This window comes from Mycobacterium sp. DHQP2018-32-09, assembly GCF_058148405.1.
This window is the reverse complement of the sequence record NZ_JBYVYK010000062.1, coordinates 1-19,326: the sequence shown is the minus strand read 5'-3', so window position 1 is coordinate 19,326 and position 19,326 is coordinate 1. Positions and strand designations below refer to the sequence as shown.

The window sequence follows — 19,326 nt, the reverse complement described above, 5'->3', positions numbered from 1 at the left end:
TCAGCGACCGAAGCCGGCGTCGCGCAACGCCTGGGCCATCGAGCCCGACGGTGCGCTCTCGGCACGCCGCCCGGCATCACCGCGACGGCCGTCGGTACGCTGCCCACTGCCCTTGCCGCGCTGACCATTTCGCCGGTCCTGACCCTTGGCGCCGGCAGGTGGCCCGGACCGCTCCGGACGGCCGCCGGCCGGCCGCTTGGCTTCGTCGTTCAGCCGCAGCGTGAGGCCGATGCGTTGCCGATCGACGTCGACCTCGAGCACCTTCACCCGCACCACCTGCCCCGACTTCACCACCTCGTGGGGGTCGGAGACGTAGCGGTCGGACATGGCCGACACGTGCACCAGGCCGTCCTGGTGCACGCCGACGTCGACGAACGCGCCGAAGGCGGCGACGTTGGTGACCACGCCCTCGAGCACCATGCCGGGCTTGAGGTCGGACACCTTCTCGACGCCCGCGGCGAACGTCGCCGTGGTGAAGGCCGGCCGGGGATCGCGCCCGGGCTTCTCGAGTTCGGCGAGGATGTCGGTGACGGTCGGGACGCCGAAGCGGTCGTCGGCGAACTCGGCCGGTTTCAGCGTGCGCAGGGTCCGTTCGTTGCCGATCAGTTCGGCGAGCGTCACGCCGGCCCGGTCCAGGATGCGCCGCACCACCGGGTAGGCCTCGGGATGCACGCCCGACGCGTCGAGCGGGTCGTCGCCGTCGGTGATGCGCAGGAAGCCGGCGCACTGTTCGAAGGCCTTGGGCCCCAATCGCGGAACCTCCAGCAGCGCCTTGCGACTGCCGAAGCGGCCGCTCTTCTCGCGGTGGGCCACGATGGCCTCGGCCAGCGAGTCGGTGATGCCCGAGACCCGGGCCAGCAGCGGCACCGAGGCGGTGTTCAGGTCCACGCCGACGGCGTTGACCGCGTCCTCGACGACGGCGTCGAGGCTGCGCGCCAGGATTCCCGGCGTGACGTCGTGCTGGTACTGGCCGACGCCGATCGACTTGGGTTCGATCTTGACCAGTTCGGCCAGCGGGTCCTGCAGCCGTCGGGCGATGGACACGGCGCCGCGCAGCGTCACGTCGAGGTCGGGCAGTTCGTGCGCGGCGTACGACGAGGCGGAGTAGACGGACGCACCCGCCTCGCTGACCACCGCCTTCGCCGGCACCGGGCCGCCGGCGGACTTGATGTCGGCGATGAGTTCGGTTGCCAGCGCGTCAGTTTCACGCGAGGCAGTGCCGTTGCCGATCGCGATCAGCTCGACACGGTGCTTGGCGACGAAGGCGGCGAGCGTGGCCTTGGCCTCGTCCCACTTGCGTTGCGGCTGGTGGGGGTAGATGGCGCACGTGTCGAGCACCTTGCCCGTGCCGTCGACGACGGCGACCTTGACGCCGGTGCGGAAGCCGGGATCCAGGCCGAGGGTCGCCCGGGTCCCCGCGGGGGCGGCCAGTAGCAGGTCCTTGAGGTTGCGGGCGAACACGGCGACGGCGTCCTCCTCGGCGCGCTGCCGTAGCCGCACGCGGGCATCCACCGACGCCGACACGGCGAGCTTGACACGCCACGCCAACCGGACGGTCGTGGCCAGGAACGGGGTTGCGGGTGCGGGCGACGACAGGTCGATGCCGAGGGCCTGGGCGACCATCGCCTGGTAGACGTCGTCGTCGCCACCGTCGAACCGAAGCGACAGCGCGCCCTCCTTCTCGCCACGCAGCACCGCGAGCACGCGGTGGCTCGGCATCCGCTCCAACGGCTCGGAGAAGTCGAAGTAGTCGCGGAACTTCTGCGCCGCAGCGCTTTTCGCGATCTCCTCGGAGGCGGGTGCGGTATGCACGGCACCGTCGGCCCAGAACTTCGCCCGGACGGCGCCCACCAGCTCGGCGTCCTCTGCCGCGCGTTCGATGATGATGTGGCGCGCGCCCTCGAGCGCGGCGGCCGCGTCGGCCACCTGCTCGCCCACGAATTCACCCGCCGCCTCGTCGGGCACCAGGGTCGGGTCGGCCAGCAGGCGGTCGGCCAGGGGTTCGAGGCCGGCCTCGCGGGCGATCTGCGCCTTGGTGCGCCGCTTGGGCTTGTAGGGCAGGTAGATGTCCTCGACGCGTGACTTGGTGTCGGCGGCGAGCAGCGCCGCGCGCAGGTCGTCGGTGAGCTTGCCCTGTTCCTCGATGGAGGCGAGCACGGCGGCGCGGCGTTCGTCGAGTTCGCGCAGGTACCCCAGCCGTTCCTCGAGCGTGCGGAGCTGGCCGTCGTCGAGGCTGCCGGTGACCTCCTTGCGATAGCGCGCGATGAACGGCACGGTGGCACCCTCGTCGAGCAGGCGTACCGCGGCGGCGACCTGCGCCTCTTCGACGGCGAGTTCGCCAGCGAGACGGGCGTTTACGGACTTCACGGGAAAGCTCTCGGGCACCCGGCGACCCTACCCAATGCCTCCGACTCGGCAACGCAGCGGCGAGCCGCGTCGGTGTTGTCCAGGTCACATTCGGTTGCTAACCTACGACCGTAGGTGAGCTTGGTCGCCCGTGTCCCCGAGATTCGATGAGCGAGATTCGATGAGCACTGCAGCGGACCGCGCCGCCCAACTCGCGCTGGTGGGACGGTTGAGGTCCGCCTTCCCCGAGATCCCCGACGCCCCGTCCCCCGACCTGATGGACCACGGGCGACTGGTCGCGTTGTGGAAACCGGTGCACGACGTCGGCGGCGAGCCGGACGCGCCGATCACGTACGAGAACAAGCAGTACGAGTCCTGGGAGCACATGACCTACGTGATGTGCGAGGTCCTGGCGTGGCGGGGCATCTGGCTGTCGGAGGAACGCCGCCGCATCGGCAACGTCGACGTCGGCCGGGCCGTCTACCAGGGCCTGCCGTACTACGGACGCTGGCTGATGTCGGTCGCCCGGGTGCTGGTGGAGAAGCACCACGTCGGGCTGACCGAACTCACCGAGCGCATGGCCGAGGTCCAGCAGCGCTACGCCGACGGCCTGGCGGGTCGCCCGCCGGCGGCGGCGCCGCGGTTCCAGGGCGACGGTGCCGGCGTGGTGCGCAACGCCCATCACGTCCGCGCGGTCGGCATCGGGGACCCGCAGGTCTACGCGGGAACGGCGGGCGATCCCCGGTTCGCCGTCGGCGACCGCGTCACGGTGCGGGAACTGCCGGTGCTCTTCTACACCCGCACCCCCGAGTACGTGCGCGGTGCGACCGGCCGCATCGCCACGGTGGCCTACGAGAGCCCGGCACCCGAAGACGAGACGTGGGACCGCGAGGACGCCCCGGCGGAATGGTTCTACGTCGTCGAATTCGTCCAGTCCGAGCTGTGGCACGGCTACACCGGGGCGCCCTCGGACACGCTGCGCACCGAGATTCCCGAACACTGGCTGCGACCCGCCACCGACTAATCAGAACGGACGACATGGCCCACGACCACGAGCACGGCGAGCACTCTCACGACCGCACCGTCAAGCCCATGGTCGACGAGATCACCGACTTCGAGGTCCTCGAGATCGCGCTGCGCGAACTCTGCATCGAGAAGGGCCTCTTCACCGCCGAGGAGCACCGCCGTTTCACCGAGTTCGCCGAACACATCGGCCCCGCCCCGGCAGCCCGACTGGTGGCGCGCGCCTGGCTGGATCCGGAGTTCAAGGCGCTCGCCATCGCCGAGCCCATGACCGCGAGCAAGGAGGTGGGTGTCGACTGGCTGGAGCCGACGGGTTTCGGGACGCCGAGTGACTTCGTCGCGTTCTCCATCCTCGAGGACACCCCGACGCTGCATCACGTCATCGTGTGCGCGCTGTGTTCCTGCTATCCGCGCCCGATCCTCGGCAACTCCCCGGAGTGGTACCGCACCCCGAACTACCGGCGCAGGCTGGTCCGCTCCCCTCGCCCGGTGCTCGCCGAGTTCGGCCTGTACCTGCCCGACGACGTCGAGGTCCGGGTGCAGGACTCCAACCAGAAGCACCGCTTCATGGTGATGCCGCTGCGGCCCGACGGCACCGAGGACTGGAAGGAGGACGAGTTGACCGAGATCATCACCCGCGACACGCTGATCGGCGTCGCACTGCCCAGGGCGGGGGTCACCACCAACGTCGTCACCGCCACCCGCCCGGCCATCCACCCCGTCGGCGAATGAGTGCCGACCCGGGCCGCATCGACGTGCTGGCCGACATCGTCGACCGGTTCCAGGTGTGGCCGGTGCTGGCGGCCAAGTACGGCGTCGAGAACCCGGTGCCGCCGTGGAAGACCAGCCTCGACGGGCTCTGCGATGCGTTGGATCGCGCAGCGTGCGACGCGCCGGTGCCCGACGTCACCGCGCGCCGGGACGAGGAGGACGCGCTGTCGGCGAGCGTCTACGCCGACCTGCCGTATCCCGAGAGTCAGCTGGTGGCGCTGGCGCATTCACTGGTGACGCGTGGCCTGCTGTCCGAGGACGAGCTGCGGCAGCGGCTGGCGGCCGTGCGGGCGCGGCTGGAGGCGTAGCGCCCGTCAGCGGGCACCGGTGCCTGCCGCCAGCCGCGCCGCCGCGACGCACACCAGGAAGGCGATCAGCGCGCCCCAGCCGTCGGCGCCGGTCATGCCGTTCTTGGCCAGCAGCACCACGGCGACACCCGCGGCGCACACCAGCGCGCCGGCCAGCGTGGCTCGCAGACCCGTCGCGGCGGCGGGGGCATCCCACCAGGGCAGCCTGCGGTGCTCCAACGGTGACAGCGCCGTGAAGACGATGGCCATGACCACCGCGAACACGGCGGCGCGCAGGGCGAGCATGGGCCAGAAGTCGGGTTCGCTGGGGTAGAACGCGTCCAGCCCGAAGGCGTGCAGCGTGAACGTGGCGACCGCGATGGCCGGGATGTGCCACAGGTACAGGGTCATCGCGCCGGTGTTCCCGGTCGCCACCACGGCCCAGACGCGCGGCCGCTGCGCCCAGCGTCCGATGGCGCCGGAGCAGGCGACGAACAGGCACGACATCCAGACGCAGTGCAGCGCGAGCAGCGCGGTCGGCGGCGAGACGTTGGACATGTCCGCGGTACCGGTGACCACCAGCGAGACCTGGTAGGGGCCCAGCAGCGCCACGACGACCTGGGTGGCCAGCGCGACGGCGGCGATCAGCAGCGCCGCCGGCGGCCGCACCACGCGGCGGGCGTACGCGACGCCGATCACCACGGGGATCAGCCACACGATGACGAAGTTCGCGATCCCGACGTCTGCGTCGTCGGCGGCGATGCGGGCGGCGTCCATGGCGACCGCGAGCACCAGCAGCACGCCCACGACGGCGGCGAAGCCCGCGGCCGTGCGCACCCGGACCAGGGCGGGGACGAAGGCCAGCGTGACGAAGTAGACGCCGAGGAACCACAGCAGGGCCACCGATTCCCTGCCCACGCTCGCCGCGGCGTCGGGGCCCAGCACGCCGCGCACCACCAGCAGACCGACGGTCCAGGCCGCCAAGTACCAGAACACCGGGCGACACAACCGCTGCGATCTGGTGAAAAGCCATGTCCCCCAGGAGCTTTGACGGTGATACCCGTAGGCTCCAGCGGCCCCACCGGCGAGGAAGAACAACGGCATCACCTGCAGCACCCACGTCACGGGCGCCAGCGGCGGGATGGCGCCCAGCAGGTTGCCGATGCGCAGTCCCCCGTCGTCGATCGTCGCGAGCAGCAGGGCACAGTGGCCGAACATCACGACCAGCAGCGCGCCCAGTCGGGCGACGTCGACGGCGCGGTCACGGTCGCGCGGCGTCGCGACGGTCTCCGGCGAGGTGCCGGATCGGGACTTGGCAAGCGGCATGACCTCAGCATGCCGCCTCGCGCAGACCCACGCGCGAGTACTTCTACCCAATCCGTCCGGCGGCCGCTGACGTGCACGTTTGCCGGAGCCTCGTTACCGAACTGTTATCCTGCTGCTCATGGGACGGCATTCGATGGCCAAGCCCCGGCGCCGCCATCGCTGGCAGGTGGCCGTGGCTGCCGTCGTGGTCCCCGTCGCGGCGGCCGTGGCGGGCACCGCGGCCACCGCACCCGACGTGCGGGCGGCCGAACCGCTCGCACCCGCCGGGCAGGCAGAGGTGGTCGCCGCCAGAGCCGCCGACCCAACCGCCGACGGAGACGTCGGCACCGCGCAGCTGGCCGGCCCGCCCGCACACTCGGTGGTGCTCAGCGCCAGCCGCAGCGTCCGTCGCCCGCTACCCGCCGGCGTGGCACCCGAGGCGGGCCTGCAGGTCAAGACCATCCTCGCTGCGCGCGCCATCAGCGCCGCGTTCCCCGAGGTGACCACGATCGGCGGCGTCCGCGCCGACGCGCTGAAGTGGCATCCCAACGGTCTGGCGATCGACGTCATGATCCCCGACTGGAACACCGCGGCGGGCAAGTCGCTGGGCGACGAAGTGGTCGCCTTCACGCTGGCCAACAAGGAGCGATTCGGGCTCAATCACGTGATCTGGCGTCAGATCATCTGGTCGCGCGACACGTCCGCCCACGTCATGAACCACTACGGGTCGGCGGACGCCGACCACTTCACCCACGTCCACGTGGCCACCGACGGTGGTGGCTACCCGACCGGGGGCGAGACGTACTACCGGTGACCGGGCCCCGCAATGGGTCCCACCACCGTCCGTCCGCCCCCCGATCCAGCGTCGAAAGAACCCATGGCCAGAATCCTGTTCGTCCTGCTCGTCGCCCTGGGCGCCGTCGTGGCGCCGGGCACCATCGCTCCCGCACACGCCCAGCCCCCGCAACCCGATCTCAGCGGCTACACGCAGGTCTCACCCGACGGTTTCACCACCAACGGCGAGGCCTACTTCCAGACCCCGGACGGGCTGCTGTGTGCGATCCTGCCCGCCCGCGGCACGGCGGGCTGTGACGGCAAGCTGCCCGCCACGCTCACCGGAACCAACGAGATCGTGCTCACCGCCGACGTGTTCGCCCGCGGCCTGCGGGCCACCGCGAACCCGCGCTTCGTCAAGAGTTCCGGGAACGCCGCGCCCGTGCTGCACGACGGTCAGAAGCTGGCGTTCGGCGACTTCGAGTGCGCGGTGGGCCCGGGCACACGCACGGCGTGCACCAAGGGCATGCCCGTCACGCAGTGGATGGTGATCTCGCCGTCGCGCACCGGCATCGGCCCGGCCACCGAGGGATTGCCCCAGGGCTTTCCCGACCCCAACGAGTTCGTGGTGGGCGACGACACGTATCTGGTGGGCAGCGGACCGAAGAACCTGTTCCCCGTGTTCACCGTCGACGGCGGTTTGACGTGCTCGATCGTCGTCTACAGCGGCGGAGAGATCGGCTGCGACGGTCCGCTGCCCGGCGTGGCGGGCGGCGAGAACGAGGTGTACCTGCAGCTGCCCGGCGGCAGCGGCATCCGTCGCACCGGTGACCCGAAGTTCGACACTCCGGCCTACCCCGGCGTCGTGCGTCAGCTGCCCGTGGGCTACCGGCTCAACGGCGGTGGCTCGACGTGCATGGCGATCGCGGGCGGCGTGGCGTGCTACGCCACGTTCGACGGCAAGACCCTGGGCTTCCAGGTCACCCCCGAGGGCACCAGCACGTTCTGACCGTCAGCCGCGGGCGAGTTCGTCGCGGATCACCGCGATGAAGCGGTCGACGTCGGCCTGGGTGGTGTCCCACGCCGTCATCCAGCGCACTTCGCCGCGCGCCCGGTCCCAGTCGTAGAAGCGCACGCGTTCCCTGATGCGGTCGGCGGCCGCGGTCGGCAACGTCGCGAAGATGGCGTTGGCGGACGTGTCCTGGGTGAAGCGCAAGCCCGGCAGCTCGCCGTCGGCGACGCCTGCCTCGAGCGCGTGCCGCAGCCGCCGGGCCATCTCGTTGGCGTGGCCGGCGCTGCGCAGCCCCAGATCGTCGTCGAACAGGGCCAGCAGCTGCGCCGAGGCGAACCGCATCTTGCTGGCCAGCTGCATGGTGAGCTTGCGCAGGTAGGTCAGTCCGTCGACGCGGTCGGGATCCAGGACCACGACGGCCTCGGCCGCCAGCAGACCGTTCTTGGTGCCGCCGAGGCTCAGCACGTCGACCCCGGCGTCGGTGGTGAAGTCGCGAAAGGGAACTCCCAGTGCCGCAGCGGCATTCCAGATTCGGGCACCGTCCATGTGCAGCGCCATGCCGCGCGCGTGGGCGTGGTCGGCGAGGGCCCGCACCTCGTCGGGCCGGTACAGCGTGCCCATCTCGGTGGTCTGGGTGATGGTCACCGCGAGTGGTTGGGCCCGGTGCTCGTCGCCCCAGCCCCAGGCTTGGCGGTCGACGAGGTCCGGGTCGAGCTTGCCGTCAGGGGTGGGCACCGTCAGCAGCTTCAGGCCCGTGACGCGTTCGGGGGCCCCGGCCTCGTCGGTGTTGACGTGGGCGGTCTCCGCGGCGACCACCGCACCCCAGCGCGGCAGCAGGGCGGTGAGCGCGACGACGTTCGCTCCGGTGCCGTTGAACACCGGGAAGGTCTCTGCCCGGTCCCCGAAGTGCGCTCGGATCACCTCGCTCAACCGGGCGGTGTATTGGTCGGCGCCGTAGGCGATTTGATGCCCGCCGTTGGCGGCCTGCAGGGCCTCCAGCACCTCGGGGTGGACGCCGGCGTAGTTGTCGCTGGCGAAGCTGCGGTGGTGCGCGTCGTGCAGCGGGGAGATCGTCACCACACGATGGTGGCACCCGCGCCGGTCGGGCGACTACTCCGGGGCGGCCTCGAGCCTGGCGTGCACGCGGGCGAGCGCTTCGTCGACGATTTCGATCTTCTCGTGGCGCTTCTCGTTGGCGGGTTGGGAGGCGCCGCGGCCGAGGCGCGCGGTCAGGTGACCAGCCGGGTGATGCCGCCCGCGGCGAAGCGCAGCAGCGCCTCGTGTCGGTCGTCGAGGTCGCGGGCGTGCAGCCGGCCGGCGGTGAGGCTGTCGAGTCGGTGGTTGTTCGAGTAGGTGTGCATGGTGGCAGCCACCAGGTGCAGATAGGCGTCGTGGACGGCGGCGTCGCTCGCGCCGGGGAAGATCGCCTGGAGGTGAGCGATGACGTCGGCGGCGATGTCGTTGAACTCGTCGGCGATCACGGTCCGGATCGGATGCCCGGAGTTCGCGAGTTGGGCGATCAGCCGAAAGTAGCGGTCCCAGCCCGGCTCGCCGGCTCGCTGCCGCATGGGCTCGGCGAACGCCTCGAGCAGCGCCCGCAGCCGACGCTCGCGGCTCCCCCGGGCCGGGAGGGCGGACAGCCGTCGTCGACGGTCTTCGTTGAGCGGTTGGATGCGGCGCAGCACCACCGCGCGGAACAACTGCTCCTTGCCGCCGAACCGTTCGCTGACCGCCGCCAGCCGCGCGCCCGCGCGTTCGGTGATCTCACGCACTCCGGCCCCGGCGAAGCCGCGTTCGGCGAAGAGATCCTCGGCGGCGTCGAGCAGTCGCTTCTCCACGTCGACGCGCCCGTCCTCGCGAGTGCGGGTGGTGGCCTCGCTCATCGTTCGACGATGCGGTGCTCGACGTGGCCGATGCCGTCGATCGACAGCGTCAGCGTGTCGCCCGGGCGCAGCCAGTGTCCGGTCTCCATGCCACTGCCTCCGGGCAGGGTGCCGGTGCCGAACAGCTCGCCCGCGCGGAGCGGTTCGCTGCGCGAGGCGTGGGCCAGCACCTCACCGAGGCCGTGCTGCATGCCGGCACTCGTCACGGTGGCCACCGTCGCGCCATTGATCGTCACGGAGCCCTGGAGCGCGTCGAGGCGCGGCAGGATCTCGTCGGCGGTGACGGCCACCTCCGACAGCGAGCTGGCGAAGTGCTTGGCCTTCTGCGGCCCGAAGCCGCTGTCCATTTCGCTGCGCTGCACGTCGCGGGCGCTGAAGTCGTTGAGGACGACGAAGGCGCCGATGGCGTCGAGGGCTTCTGCCGGTGTGGCGTCGACGAGCGGTCGCGCCAGGACGAAACCGATCTCCAGCTCGTAATCCAGCGCGTCACTGTAGGAGGGGGCCGCGATCGGGGTACCGGTGGGCACGAAGGTCATGGCATTGGACATGTAGTAGATCGGCTGGGCGTAGAACAACGGCCGCGGCCGCAGCAGGGGGAAGGTGCGTCGGGTGATGGCCTCGACGACCCGCACCGCGCGGTACTGCCCGGGGTGGAAGCGTTGCACCAGTCCCCTGCTGGCGTCCTCGACGTGCCGCTCGTAGAGCATGAAGTCGCGAAACGACAGGGGCTGGAACGGCAACAGCGCCGTCCCGTGGCGAAGCTGCTCGTCGGCACGCGCGGTCTCCCACTCGCGGTCGAAGACTCGCCCTCCGAGGGCAGTCACGTCGCCGCCGGCAGTCCACGCCCCGTCGCCGTCCATGACCTGCAGGTCGAGGCCGTGTGCGCCCCGTACGCGTCTGATCATCATCCGATGCCCCTCGACCTCTCCCGGAACGACCGTTCCGCAATCGACGTCGACTATGCTACGTTCGGAACGACTGTTCCGGTAGATCCGGCACACCGTGAACCGGGAGGGACGTGATCGTGGCTTCGATCGGCCTGCCGACGAGGGTCTTCGTCAGCGCTTGCGCGGCGACCCGATTGACCAACGTGGCCGCCCGATTCCTCGGCGCCGCGGCGTTTCTCCCGCGCCTGTTCGTCCTCCGGTACGCGAACATGGGGGGACTCGATCCCACGGAATTCGCCCGGCAGGTCGACGCCGCCAGGTCATTCCGCGACGATCGCTGGTGCGCCCACTGGGACGGCATCGCTTCGACGCACGCCGCCCGGGCGACGGCGCTGCTGCGCGATCTCGCCGGCCCGGATCGCCCCATGGTCCCCGACCTCCGCAGGCCCGGCACCATCACCGACGACGACGTCGCGACGCTGGCCCGGCTCATCTCACCCGCCGCAGTGACGTTCGCCGACCACGGGCCTCAACCCGATGACGCGGCTATCACCGATCTCGTCGATCCGTCCCCGACGTCCGGGGAGACGCTACGGCGGGCAATGGCCTTCCGCGCCATCGACGCGTGGGTCAAGGCCATCACCTACCACCAGGTCAGCGCGTTTCCCGGGCACGCCCCGGGTCGGTTGCGGGCGTACTGGCGCTCGCGCGAACTCTTCGATGCGCTGATCTGGTCCTTGGCGCCCGCGATCGGCGTCACCGTCGAGCACGTCGACGTCGCCGCAGCCGACGGCTCGACCGTCCGCGGCTGGCTGGTGCTGCCGAACGACCGAGGGCCGCATCCGGTGGTGCTGACGACCAATGGGCTCGAGGGCACGGTGCAGGAGCTGGCGATCGGGCTGATGCGTTACCGCGCAACGGGTATGGCGATGTTCCTGATGGAGATGCCCGGCAGTTACGCCTACCCCTCCCCGATGAGCGGCGACTCGGAGACGATCTACCGCCGCGTCATCGACCGGCTGGTCGCCGATCCTCGGCTGGGTCGCATCGCGATGGTCGGCGTCAGCTTCGGCGGATACTGGGCCGCACGGCTGGCTGCCACCGACGATCGCCTCGTCTGCGCCGTGGCCTGCGGGGCACCCACGCACCACACGTTCCACGGCGGCGCCCTGGGCATCCCAGAGGTGATCATCGGCGCGCTGGCGGACACCGTCGGCGCACGCCATCCCATGGACCTGGTCCGTCGCCTGAAGGCGCTGTCCATCCGAGATCGATACGCAGACATCACCATTCCGCTGCTGGCGATCAACGGCAACCAGGACACGCTGCTGAGCACGCAAGACACCGTCGATTTGGCCGCAGGCGCCCCCAACGCCACCCTGGTGCTCTACCCCGACGACGACCACTGCGCCATGGGCCACTACCGCCAGTGGCTCGACCTGTCGCAGGCGTGGTTGGCCGATCGGCTCGTCGGATGACCGCCGACGAGCACCCGTGCGCGGAACCTAATGTGGCTTCTCGCCCCCCATTCCTTCGTCCCCCGCACCGTCGCGGTAGGACTCAAGCAGCCGCAACCACGTTTCGCTGACCGTGGGGAAGCACGGCACGGCGTGCCAGAGCCGCTCGATGGGCACTCGGGCGGCCACGGCGATGGTCGCGGCGTGGAGCATCTCGGCAACCCCGGGTCCGACTATGGTGACGCCCAACAGATGTCGCCCGTCTTCGTCCACGATCATGCGAGCGCGACCCTGATAGCCGTCGGCGTAGAAGTTCGCACCGGGCACCGATGCGCCCATGTCGACGTCCACCACGCGGATTCGGAACCCGCAGCTCGCTGCCTGCTGCGCCGTCAGACCGACTGAACCAGCCTCGGGATCGGTGAAGAACGCCTGGGGCACTGCCAGGTCGTCGGCGGTGGCCACGTGGGAACTCCATGGCTCGGTCTCCAGGACGTCGCCACGCACGCGGGCACCGATGGCCGCGCCTGCGATGCGCGCCTGGTACTTGCCCTGATGGGTCAGCAGGGCACGATGATTGGCGTCGCCGAGGGCGTAGAGCCACTCGCCGGGGACGTCGCGCACCAGACAGGTGTCGTCCACGTCGAGCCAGGATCCGGGCTGCACGCCCACGGTCTCGAGCCCGATGTCGGCGGTATTCGGAGTGCGGCCTGTCGCGAAGAGGATCTCGTCCACCTCGAGGTCGACGCCGTCGTCCAGGGTCACCCGGATGGGCCCGGGGCCGCCGGGCCGCGACAGCCGGGTCACGGTGACGCCGAGGCGCACGTCGACACCCTGGTCGAGGAGCCCCGCGCGGACGTACTCGCCGACGAAGCTCTCCATGCGCGGCAGGAGCGAGTCGGTGCGTGCCAGCAGCGTCACCACTGAACCCAGACCTCGCCACGCGGTGGCCATCTCGACGCCGACGCCTCCGGCGCCCACGACCGCCAGTCGGGGCGGCACGCTGCTGCTGTCGGTGGCCCGCCGGTTCGTCCACGGCCGCGTCTCGGCCACTCCCGGGACGTCGGGAACCGCGGCGGTACTGCCCGTGCACACGACGACGGCGTGGCGCGCCTCGAGCGCGACCTGCGTGCCGTCGCCGGCGGTCACCACCACCTCGCGGGGCCCGACGAGCCGGGCGTGGCCGCGGTGGAGTTCGGGCCCCATGGCGCCGACCGCGGCCGCGACGGGCGCGTCGTCCCAGTTCGTGACGTATCGATCTCGCCGGGCGAAGGCGCCCTTGGGATCCACGGCACCGGCGACGGCCTCGCGGGCACCGTCGACGCGGCGGGCGTCCGCCAGCGCCAGCACGGGGCGCAGCAGCGCCTTGCTGGGCACGCATCCCCAATAGTTGCACTCGCCGCCGACGAGTTCGCGTTCGACGAGGGCCACGCTCAGCCCCTCCGCGTGCGCGCGATCGGCGGCCGTGATCCCCACCGGACCACCGCCCATCACGATCACGTCGTAGGTTGCGGTCATTCGGGCCTCCATTGGGTTGGTGTGCCCATTATTTTGGGCCATTCAGCCCACTATGTCCAGAGCGAATCCTCGCCGGATCTTGACGCCTAGAGTTCGGTACGGATGATGACACCTGGTTCGCGCTGCGACGCTTGCGATTCGACCATGGACACCACTGCGGACAGCGCCGCGGACAGCGGGTCGACCGAGCCGGTGGCATGCGAGACCAGGGCTCCACCCTGATGGGCGACGACGCATGCGACGGCGAGGTCCCGCGGATCCGTCTCCTGACGCAGCTCACCACCGCGAACCATCGACGCCAATCCCTTCTCGAACACCGCGATCCACCGGTCGTATCCGTCGGCGAGGTCGGCGAGGACGCCCTCGCCGCCGTCGAGCAGTTCACCGGCCAGCGATCCGTAGACGCATCCGTGTCGGACGTAGGTCTGCCCAGCCCGTGCGAGGCACGACGCGGCCCACTCCCTCAACGATGCCAACGACCGAATGTGCTCGAACCGCGGGTCGTCGTGCACCTCGATCGCGAAATCGGCCCGCGCGGCGACCACTTGGCGCACCAAGTCGTCCTTGTCACGGAAGTAGTGGGACATCTGGGATCCGCTTACGCCCGCGGCGGCTCGAACGTCGTCGACGCTGGTGCCGTTCACCCCGCGTCGCAGGATGAGTTCGGCTGCCGCGGCGATGATGCGAGCCCGCGTCGCCAGTCCCTTCCTGGTGAACGTCGGGGTCGGCCGATCGGCTACCGATCGGGGCGGCGGCCGGTCGGTCGCGGGACGAGGCCGGCCGCGGCGATCCCGCGGATCGGTAGCGTAGCCCCGTACGTAGTCGTCGACGAAGCGCGTGGCCGTCACCAGCGGCCACTCCTGGCGATACGAGAACGTCAGCAGACCCGCACCTTGATGGAGGCACACGACGACGAGGGCGAGGTGGCGCGGCTCGGCGTCGTCCCGGAGCAGCCCGGCGCCCCTCATCCGGGCGAAACCGTCCTCGAGTAGCGCCACCCAGCGGGCGTAACCCTCGGCAAAGATCTTCCTGGTGTCGTCGTCGGACTTCAGCAGTTGGCCGGCCAGAGCGTGGTAGGTGGCGGTGCCGCGGTAGCCGATGTCGCGCAGGTAGCCGACGTTGAGTTCCGACCAACGCGTCCAGTCGTCGAACGCATCGAGACCTCCGAGTTCGGGTTGCCGGTGGAAGTCCAGCACGATGTCGATCTGACGACGCAGCACGGTGCGCACCAGTTCGCCGCGATCGCCGAAGTAGTGCTCGATTTGAGACCCGCTGACCGACGCGGCCTTTCGCACGCGTTCGAGGCTGAACCCATTGAGACCATCGCGCAGGAGCAGATCGGCCGCCTGTCTCAAGATCCGCTCTCGCGTGGCGAGCCCCTTGGCGGTGTGGCCGCGCGTCGAGGAATCATCCACCGTGGTCATCGTGGTTTCGAAACTACCGGATCAACCCGCTCGAGCAGGCGAAATGCGCCCGTCTCCTCAAGGGCGCCGCACCGCAGGCCGCGTCGCCATTTACATTTTGGGGCGCGTGACCCATACTCGAGCGATGCCGACGCCGCGGGTCCTCGTCTTCGACGTCAACGAAACATTGCTTGACATCGATTCTCTGGCAACATATTTCGCGCAAATGTTCGATGATCCCGCGGTATTGCGCACGTGGTTCTCCGAGCTGATCCTGTACTCGATGACCCTGACGATCTCCGGGCAGTACGCGGACTTCTTCACCCTGGGACGCTCGGCGCTGCAGATGGTGTCCACCGCGAGAGGCCTCGACCTCGACCTCGATGAGGCCGACTCCCTGCTCGAAGCGATGCGCACCATGCCTGCGCACCGCGACGTCGAGGACGGTCTGCGCCGGCTGCGCGACGGCGGCTTTCGCCTGGTGACGCTGACCAACTCCCCGCACCGCGCCGGTCGCGCCTCACCCCTGGACGAGGCGGGTTTGTCAGGGTTCTTCGAGCGCCAGTTCAGCGTCGACCCGCAACGGGCGTACAAGCCGGCACCGCAGCTCTACACCGGAGTCGCGACGGCCCTCGGGGTCCAGCCCGCGGACTGCACGATGGTGGCCGCGCACGCATGGGATCTCATCGGGGCGGCGGCGGCCGGCATGGGCACGGCCTTCGTCGCACGCAGCGGCAACGCGCCCTTCCGGGTCGCGGGCGTTCCGCAGCACGACCTGGTGGTCGACGACATCGCCGATCTCGCAACACGAATGACTAGCGGAAGGTGAGGACGACCGTGAGCGGTTCCACCGTGAAGACGACCGACGCAGGATCCGGACCAACCGTGGTCCGCGAACACGAGGGCGGCGACGTCATGCGCGCCATCGTGCTGGACGGATTTGGCGGGCTGGACCGACTCGTCCACACCGAGATCCCCAAACCGCTCTCGCGCCACGGTGAGGTGGTCATCGCGGTGCGTGCATTCGGCCTCAACCACGCCGAACTTCACATGCGGCGCGGTGAGTGGGCGGAGGCCGCCGAGGTCAGTGGCATCGAATGCGTCGGGGTGGTCGATTCCTGCCCCGACGGCACCTTCGCCGTGGGCGATCGCGTCGCCGCGCTGATGGGGGGACTCGGCAGGACGATCAACGGCAGCTACGCCGAATACACCAGGGTGCGTACCGCCAACGTCGCACGGATCGACGTAGACCTCCCCTGGGCACGATTGGCGGCGCTGCCGGAGACCTACGCCACCGCGTGGACGTGCCTGTTCCGCAACCTCGAACTGCAAGCTGGACAATCGCTGGTAATCCGAGGCGCCACCTCCGCCTTTGGTCAGGCGGCGGTGAAGCTCGCGGTGAATGCCGGAGCCCAGGTCATTGCCACCACCCGCGACCCGGGGCAGTTCGACGCGCTGGTCGCCCTGGGAGCCGCGCGCGGCGAGGTGGAGGGTCCAGATCTGGCCGGGCGCCTTTCGGAGACGAAGACCGTCGACGCCGTGCTCGATCTCGTGGGCAACAGCACCATCCTCGACTCCCTCGACCTCCTCCGGCGCGGCGGACGAGCGTGCCTCGCGGGATGGCTTGGCGGTCTAGCCCCCATCGAGCACTTCAATCCCCTGGCCCGAATGGCGAGCGGGGTGCACCTGACGTTCTTCGGAAGTTTCGTCTTCGGCACGCCAGGCTTTCCGCTCGACGACGTTCCGTTGACTCACATCGCTTCTCAGGTGCGCGAGGGCGCGTTCGACGCCGCGCCGGCACGTGTGTTCTCCTTCGACGACATCCGGGAGGCGCACCGCGTCATGGAGGCCGGCGAGGCCAAGGGAAAGATGGTCGTTGCGCTGGCGTAGCGCGGGGCGAGCACCCGGCGGCCGAACCGTGTCGGCCCGTGGCCTAAGGGGTGGTCCGACCCGCCGGGGTGAACACCGCGACATGGTCGAGCGCCGCGGACACCGCGGCGTGGTAGGGCTGCCCGTCGCCGGTGACGTGAGCGAGGAGCGCTCCGCCCTGGTGCGCGGCGACGATCGCGACGGCGAGATGCCGGGGATCGGCCGCGTCGGTGAGGTCACCGCGCGCCCGCATGGCGGTGAGACCGTCGCGAAAGATCCCGATCCACCGGTCGTAGCCGGCAGCCACGTCGTCCAGCACGGGCTCGCCGGCCTCGAGGAGCTGCCCGGCCAGGGCACCGTAGATGCAACCGTTGCGCAGATAGACCGCTCCGGACTGCGTCCAGCACAGCTCTGCCCAGGCTCGCAGGGATGCCATCCGGTCCAAGCGGCCCAGTTCCGGCTGACCGTGGAAATCGACGACGTCCTGGGTCCGGGCCAGCACCACCTGACCGATGAGATCGTCCTTGTCGGCGAAGTAGTGGGACAGCTGCGAGCCGCTGACCCCGACGGCGCGTCGCACGTCTTCCATGCTGGTCCCCTGCACGCCCCGCTCGGAGAACAGCTCGGCGGCGCCGGCGACGATGCGCTTCCTGGTGGTCGCACCCTTGATGGTGAAACCGGCGGAAACGTCCGGACGTGGCGGACGGCGGCGACGGCGACGGACGCGCGGGGGCGGCCGCCTGGTGCGATCTGCCGGATCGGCGGCCTGGCCGCGGACGTGGTTGACGACCATGCGCGTGACGTCGGCCAACGGCCACTCCTCGCGGAACGCGAAGGACAGCAGCCCCGCACCCTGATGTAGGGCCACCACCGCCAGCGCCAGCGAGCGGGGTTCGACGTCCTCGACCAGCGCGCCACGGCTGCGCATCCGAGCGAACGAGTCTTCGAGGAGGCTGATCCACCGCCAGTACCCCTCGGCCAAGGTTTCGCGGACCGTGTCGTCCGACTTCGCCAGCTGACCGGCCAGGCCGTGATACGTGACGGCGCCGTGAAAGCCGGTGCGGTGCAGGTAACTGGTGTTCAGCTGCGCCCACCGGTCCCAGTGCGCAAAGGTGTCCAGGGCTCCGAGAGTGGGCTGGCGATGGAAGTCCAGCACCGTCGCGGCTTGGCGCCGCACGACTTCCCGCACGAGGTGACGGCGGTCGTCGAAGTAATGGTTCAGCTGTGAACCGCTGACACTGGCTTCCCGCCGCACCTTGTCGAGGCTGAAACCCTGGACGCCGTCGGCGATCAACACGTCTGCCGCCGCACGCAGGATCCGGTCCCGGGTGATACGACCCTTGGGGGTGAGATCGCGGGTTGCAGGCGGGGATGAGCTGGTCATTTCCCTCACACCATACCGGTGCTCGCGCAGCGTCGGCTCGTACGGACGTACCGAGGACCTCGGCATCGGGTGGCGGTCGATCGCCGCACGATTCGGTACGGCGCCATTCAGACACCACGATCGCCGAGGGCACCTTCGATTTCTCGAATGGCGTTCGGCCGATTGTCTTTACAGGCATCGACGAGCGTTGACCGGCCGGTCCCCGCACCTTATAGTGGGTCGTGCAACCCATTATTTGAAGGAGTCACGATGTCCGGTGAATCATTGAAACCGACGATTTTTCAGCGCATTCCGATTTCAACGATCGATGAGATCGGCGCCATACTGGGCCGGTACGGCCTGGTACTGGTGATCGGCTGGATCGGCGTGCTGAAGTTCTTCGAGTTCGAGGCCCATCAGATTGCGCCCCTGGTCGCGCACAGCCCCCTCATGGGGTGGCTTTACGGCGTGTTTTCCGAACGCACGTTCTCGGCACTCTTGGGCGTCTTCGAGGTTGGTGCGGCGATCCTGCTGGCCATCAAACCCCTCGCCCCCAAGGCCTCGATGATCGGCAGCGCGCTGGCCATCGTGTTGTTCATCGCCACGGTGAGCTTCCTGCTCTCGACGCCTGGTGTGACCGAACCGGCCGGCGGCGGATTCCCAGCACTCTCCTTGACCGGCGAGTTCTTACTGAAAGACGTCCCGCTGCTGGGCCTTTCCTTCTGGACTCTCGCCGACGCGGCGCGGGAGGTACGGCGCCGTGACCGTACGGCAGGATGACCACTCCGCGGCGTCACACGGCTTCGAACCCATCCGGCAGCCGGCGCACCCGTTCGGCGATGTCGTCGCGAATCAACCACATTCGGTCGACGACACCGTCGTTGCCGATCTCGGACAGCGCGTGAACGGAGATGGCATCCGGCGTCGAAACCGCCTGCTCGTGAGTCGAGTACAGGCCGACGGCATCTCTGCGAGGACGCGCTGTGCACGGTGCTCGACCCGACCTGCTGCCGCCGTGCTCCCCTAGTCGCGCTTGCCGGGACCCTTTCCGGGGCCCCCGCCGTGGCCGCCGGGGCCCTTCTTGCCGGGTCCGTCCTGCGGCCCGACGGGCGCGGGCGGCGACGTGGTGGTGGTCGTGGTGGTGGTGGTGATGGAGGTGGAGGTCGGCATCGAGGTCGGGGTGGTCGTGGTGGTGGCGACGGGAGCGGGCGTGACGCTCTGCGGCGTCGGTTCGCTGGCCAGGGCGATCGCGGTGACCAGCACGGCGGCCAGAGCGCCCGCCGCGAGCGCGATCTTCTTGGGGCGGCTCAGCCGCCGCGCACCCGGTGGCCGGCCGGGCCCGGCCGGCGGTGCGACGTACGGCGCGCCCGGAGGCGGTGGCAGCGGTTGGTCGAGCACCTTCGTCGCGGGCCGGGGCAGCGGCTGTGG

At 69.9% G+C, this 19,326-nt stretch carries 17 protein-coding genes and 1 pseudogene; 9 read left to right on the top strand and 9 right to left on the bottom strand.

What is annotated here, in order from left to right:
* A complete protein-coding gene (locus tag AC30CM_RS23745; RefSeq protein WP_490119371.1) occupies positions 1 to 2,367 on the bottom strand; it encodes a Tex family protein in 2,367 nt (788 codons plus the stop codon).
* Between the two features lie 160 nt (positions 2,368 to 2,527).
* Between AC30CM_RS23745 and AC30CM_RS23740 the strand changes: the two genes are divergently transcribed.
* From AC30CM_RS23740 to AC30CM_RS23730, 3 genes are read left to right on the top strand one after another with little or no spacing between them, the layout of a single operon-like run.
* The gene (locus AC30CM_RS23740; protein ID WP_490119370.1) at positions 2,528 to 3,370 is read left to right on the top strand and encodes an SH3-like domain-containing protein; all 843 of its coding nucleotides are present in this window, start codon (positions 2,528 to 2,530) and stop codon (positions 3,368 to 3,370) included.
* 14 nt (positions 3,371 to 3,384) lie between these two features.
* Positions 3,385 to 4,101, top strand: coding sequence for a thiocyanate hydrolase subunit gamma (scnC, locus tag AC30CM_RS23735; RefSeq protein ID WP_490119369.1), 717 nt, complete (start codon positions 3,385 to 3,387; stop codon positions 4,099 to 4,101).
* A complete protein-coding gene (locus AC30CM_RS23730) occupies positions 4,098 to 4,448 on the top strand; it encodes a thiocyanate hydrolase (protein ID WP_490119368.1) in 351 nt (116 codons plus the stop codon). The genes scnC and AC30CM_RS23730 overlap by 4 nt, the downstream gene beginning before the upstream one ends.
* A gap of 6 nt (positions 4,449 to 4,454) precedes the next feature.
* On the opposite strand, the gene AC30CM_RS23725 is transcribed toward AC30CM_RS23730, so the two are convergent.
* Positions 4,455 to 5,753, bottom strand: coding sequence for an acyltransferase family protein (locus tag AC30CM_RS23725; RefSeq protein ID WP_490119367.1), 1,299 nt, complete (start codon positions 5,751 to 5,753; stop codon positions 4,455 to 4,457).
* Positions 5,754 to 5,871: 118 nt separating this feature from the next.
* Between AC30CM_RS23725 and AC30CM_RS23720 the strand changes: the two genes are divergently transcribed.
* Together AC30CM_RS23720 and AC30CM_RS23715 are read left to right on the top strand one after the other, a co-directional pair.
* Positions 5,872 to 6,546, top strand: coding sequence for a VldE C-terminal domain-containing protein (locus AC30CM_RS23720; protein ID WP_490119366.1), 675 nt, complete (start codon positions 5,872 to 5,874; stop codon positions 6,544 to 6,546).
* A 63-nt stretch (positions 6,547 to 6,609) separates the two neighbouring features.
* Positions 6,610 to 7,515, top strand: coding sequence for a hypothetical protein (locus tag AC30CM_RS23715; protein WP_490119365.1), 906 nt, complete (start codon positions 6,610 to 6,612; stop codon positions 7,513 to 7,515).
* 3 nt (positions 7,516 to 7,518) lie between these two features.
* Here AC30CM_RS23715 and AC30CM_RS23710 read toward each other — a convergent pair whose 3' ends face one another.
* The 3 genes from AC30CM_RS23710 to AC30CM_RS23700 all read right to left on the bottom strand — a co-directional run bounded on the left by AC30CM_RS23710 (position 7,519) and on the right by AC30CM_RS23700 (position 10,309).
* Complete coding sequence (locus AC30CM_RS23710) at positions 7,519 to 8,595, bottom strand: threonine aldolase family protein (RefSeq protein ID WP_490119364.1); 1,077 nt, start codon at positions 8,593 to 8,595, stop codon at positions 7,519 to 7,521.
* Positions 8,596 to 8,747: 152 nt separating this feature from the next.
* Positions 8,748 to 9,401 carry a TetR/AcrR family transcriptional regulator gene (locus AC30CM_RS23705; protein ID WP_490119363.1) on the bottom strand — a complete coding sequence of 218 codons (654 nt, stop codon included), beginning with the start codon at positions 9,399 to 9,401 and terminating at the stop codon, positions 8,748 to 8,750.
* Positions 9,398 to 10,309: a fumarylacetoacetate hydrolase family protein gene (locus tag AC30CM_RS23700; protein ID WP_490119362.1), complete on the bottom strand. Its 912-nt coding sequence runs from the start codon at positions 10,307 to 10,309 to the stop codon at positions 9,398 to 9,400. Before AC30CM_RS23700 ends, AC30CM_RS23705 begins: the two co-directional genes overlap by 4 nt.
* Before the next feature lie 116 nt (positions 10,310 to 10,425).
* Between AC30CM_RS23700 and AC30CM_RS23695 the strand changes: the two genes are divergently transcribed.
* Complete coding sequence (locus tag AC30CM_RS23695; RefSeq protein WP_490119361.1) at positions 10,426 to 11,766, top strand: alpha/beta hydrolase family protein; 1,341 nt, start codon at positions 10,426 to 10,428, stop codon at positions 11,764 to 11,766.
* Positions 11,767 to 11,793: 27 nt separating this feature from the next.
* Here AC30CM_RS23695 and AC30CM_RS23690 read toward each other — a convergent pair whose 3' ends face one another.
* A complete protein-coding gene (locus AC30CM_RS23690; RefSeq protein ID WP_490119360.1) occupies positions 11,794 to 13,263 on the bottom strand; it encodes a dihydrolipoyl dehydrogenase family protein in 1,470 nt (489 codons plus the stop codon).
* An 86-nt stretch (positions 13,264 to 13,349) separates the two neighbouring features.
* Positions 13,350 to 14,687 carry a TetR/AcrR family transcriptional regulator gene (locus tag AC30CM_RS23685; RefSeq protein WP_490119359.1) on the bottom strand — a complete coding sequence of 446 codons (1,338 nt, stop codon included), beginning with the start codon at positions 14,685 to 14,687 and terminating at the stop codon, positions 13,350 to 13,352.
* Here AC30CM_RS23685 and AC30CM_RS23680 point away from each other — a divergent pair.
* Both AC30CM_RS23680 and AC30CM_RS23675 read left to right on the top strand, forming a co-directional pair.
* The gene (locus AC30CM_RS23680) at positions 14,680 to 15,495 is read left to right on the top strand and encodes a haloacid dehalogenase type II (protein WP_490119358.1); all 816 of its coding nucleotides are present in this window, start codon (positions 14,680 to 14,682) and stop codon (positions 15,493 to 15,495) included. The genes AC30CM_RS23685 and AC30CM_RS23680 overlap by 8 nt on opposite strands.
* An 86-nt stretch (positions 15,496 to 15,581) precedes the next feature.
* Positions 15,582 to 16,556, top strand: coding sequence for a zinc-binding alcohol dehydrogenase family protein (locus AC30CM_RS23675; protein ID WP_490119382.1), 975 nt, complete (start codon positions 15,582 to 15,584; stop codon positions 16,554 to 16,556).
* A gap of 43 nt (positions 16,557 to 16,599) precedes the next feature.
* On the opposite strand, the gene AC30CM_RS23670 is transcribed toward AC30CM_RS23675, so the two are convergent.
* A complete protein-coding gene (locus AC30CM_RS23670; protein WP_490119357.1) occupies positions 16,600 to 17,919 on the bottom strand; it encodes a TetR/AcrR family transcriptional regulator in 1,320 nt (439 codons plus the stop codon).
* A 249-nt stretch (positions 17,920 to 18,168) separates the two neighbouring features.
* Between AC30CM_RS23670 and AC30CM_RS23665 the strand changes: the two genes are divergently transcribed.
* Positions 18,169 to 18,678 (top strand): YkgB family protein, encoded by a 510-nt coding sequence (locus tag AC30CM_RS23665; RefSeq protein ID WP_490119356.1) that lies wholly within the window; start codon positions 18,169 to 18,171, stop codon positions 18,676 to 18,678.
* Positions 18,679 to 18,921: 243 nt separating this feature from the next.
* On the opposite strand, the pseudogene AC30CM_RS23660 reads toward AC30CM_RS23665, so the two are convergent.
* Positions 18,922 to 19,326: pseudogene (locus tag AC30CM_RS23660) on the bottom strand (hypothetical protein); the annotation flags it as partial.

Bases quoted from the DNA above. Each gene is read 5' to 3' on its own strand.
- AC30CM_RS23725 (WP_490119367.1), bottom strand. From the start codon at position 5,753: ATGCCGCTTGCCAAGTCCCGATCCGGCACCTCGCCGGAGACCGTCGCG.
- AC30CM_RS23740 (WP_490119370.1), top strand. From the start codon at position 2,528: ATGAGCACTGCAGCGGACCGCGCCGCCCAACTCGCGCTGGTGGGACGG.
- AC30CM_RS23690 (WP_490119360.1), bottom strand. From the start codon at position 13,263: ATGACCGCAACCTACGACGTGATCGTGATGGGCGGTGGTCCGGTGGGG.
- AC30CM_RS23730 (WP_490119368.1), top strand. From the start codon at position 4,098: ATGAGTGCCGACCCGGGCCGCATCGACGTGCTGGCCGACATCGTCGAC.
- AC30CM_RS23665 (WP_490119356.1), top strand. From the start codon at position 18,169: ATGTCCGGTGAATCATTGAAACCGACGATTTTTCAGCGCATTCCGATT.
- AC30CM_RS23685 (WP_490119359.1), bottom strand. From the start codon at position 14,687: ATGACCACGGTGGATGATTCCTCGACGCGCGGCCACACCGCCAAGGGG.
- AC30CM_RS23675 (WP_490119382.1), top strand. From the start codon at position 15,582: ATGCGCGCCATCGTGCTGGACGGATTTGGCGGGCTGGACCGACTCGTC.
- scnC (WP_490119369.1), top strand. From the start codon at position 3,385: ATGGCCCACGACCACGAGCACGGCGAGCACTCTCACGACCGCACCGTC.
- AC30CM_RS23700 (WP_490119362.1), bottom strand. From the start codon at position 10,309: ATGATGATCAGACGCGTACGGGGCGCACACGGCCTCGACCTGCAGGTC.
- AC30CM_RS23705 (WP_490119363.1), bottom strand. From the start codon at position 9,401: ATGAGCGAGGCCACCACCCGCACTCGCGAGGACGGGCGCGTCGACGTG.
- AC30CM_RS23715 (WP_490119365.1), top strand. From the start codon at position 6,610: ATGGCCAGAATCCTGTTCGTCCTGCTCGTCGCCCTGGGCGCCGTCGTG.
- AC30CM_RS23670 (WP_490119357.1), bottom strand. From the start codon at position 17,919: ATGACCAGCTCATCCCCGCCTGCAACCCGCGATCTCACCCCCAAGGGT.
- AC30CM_RS23720 (WP_490119366.1), top strand. From the start codon at position 5,872: ATGGGACGGCATTCGATGGCCAAGCCCCGGCGCCGCCATCGCTGGCAG.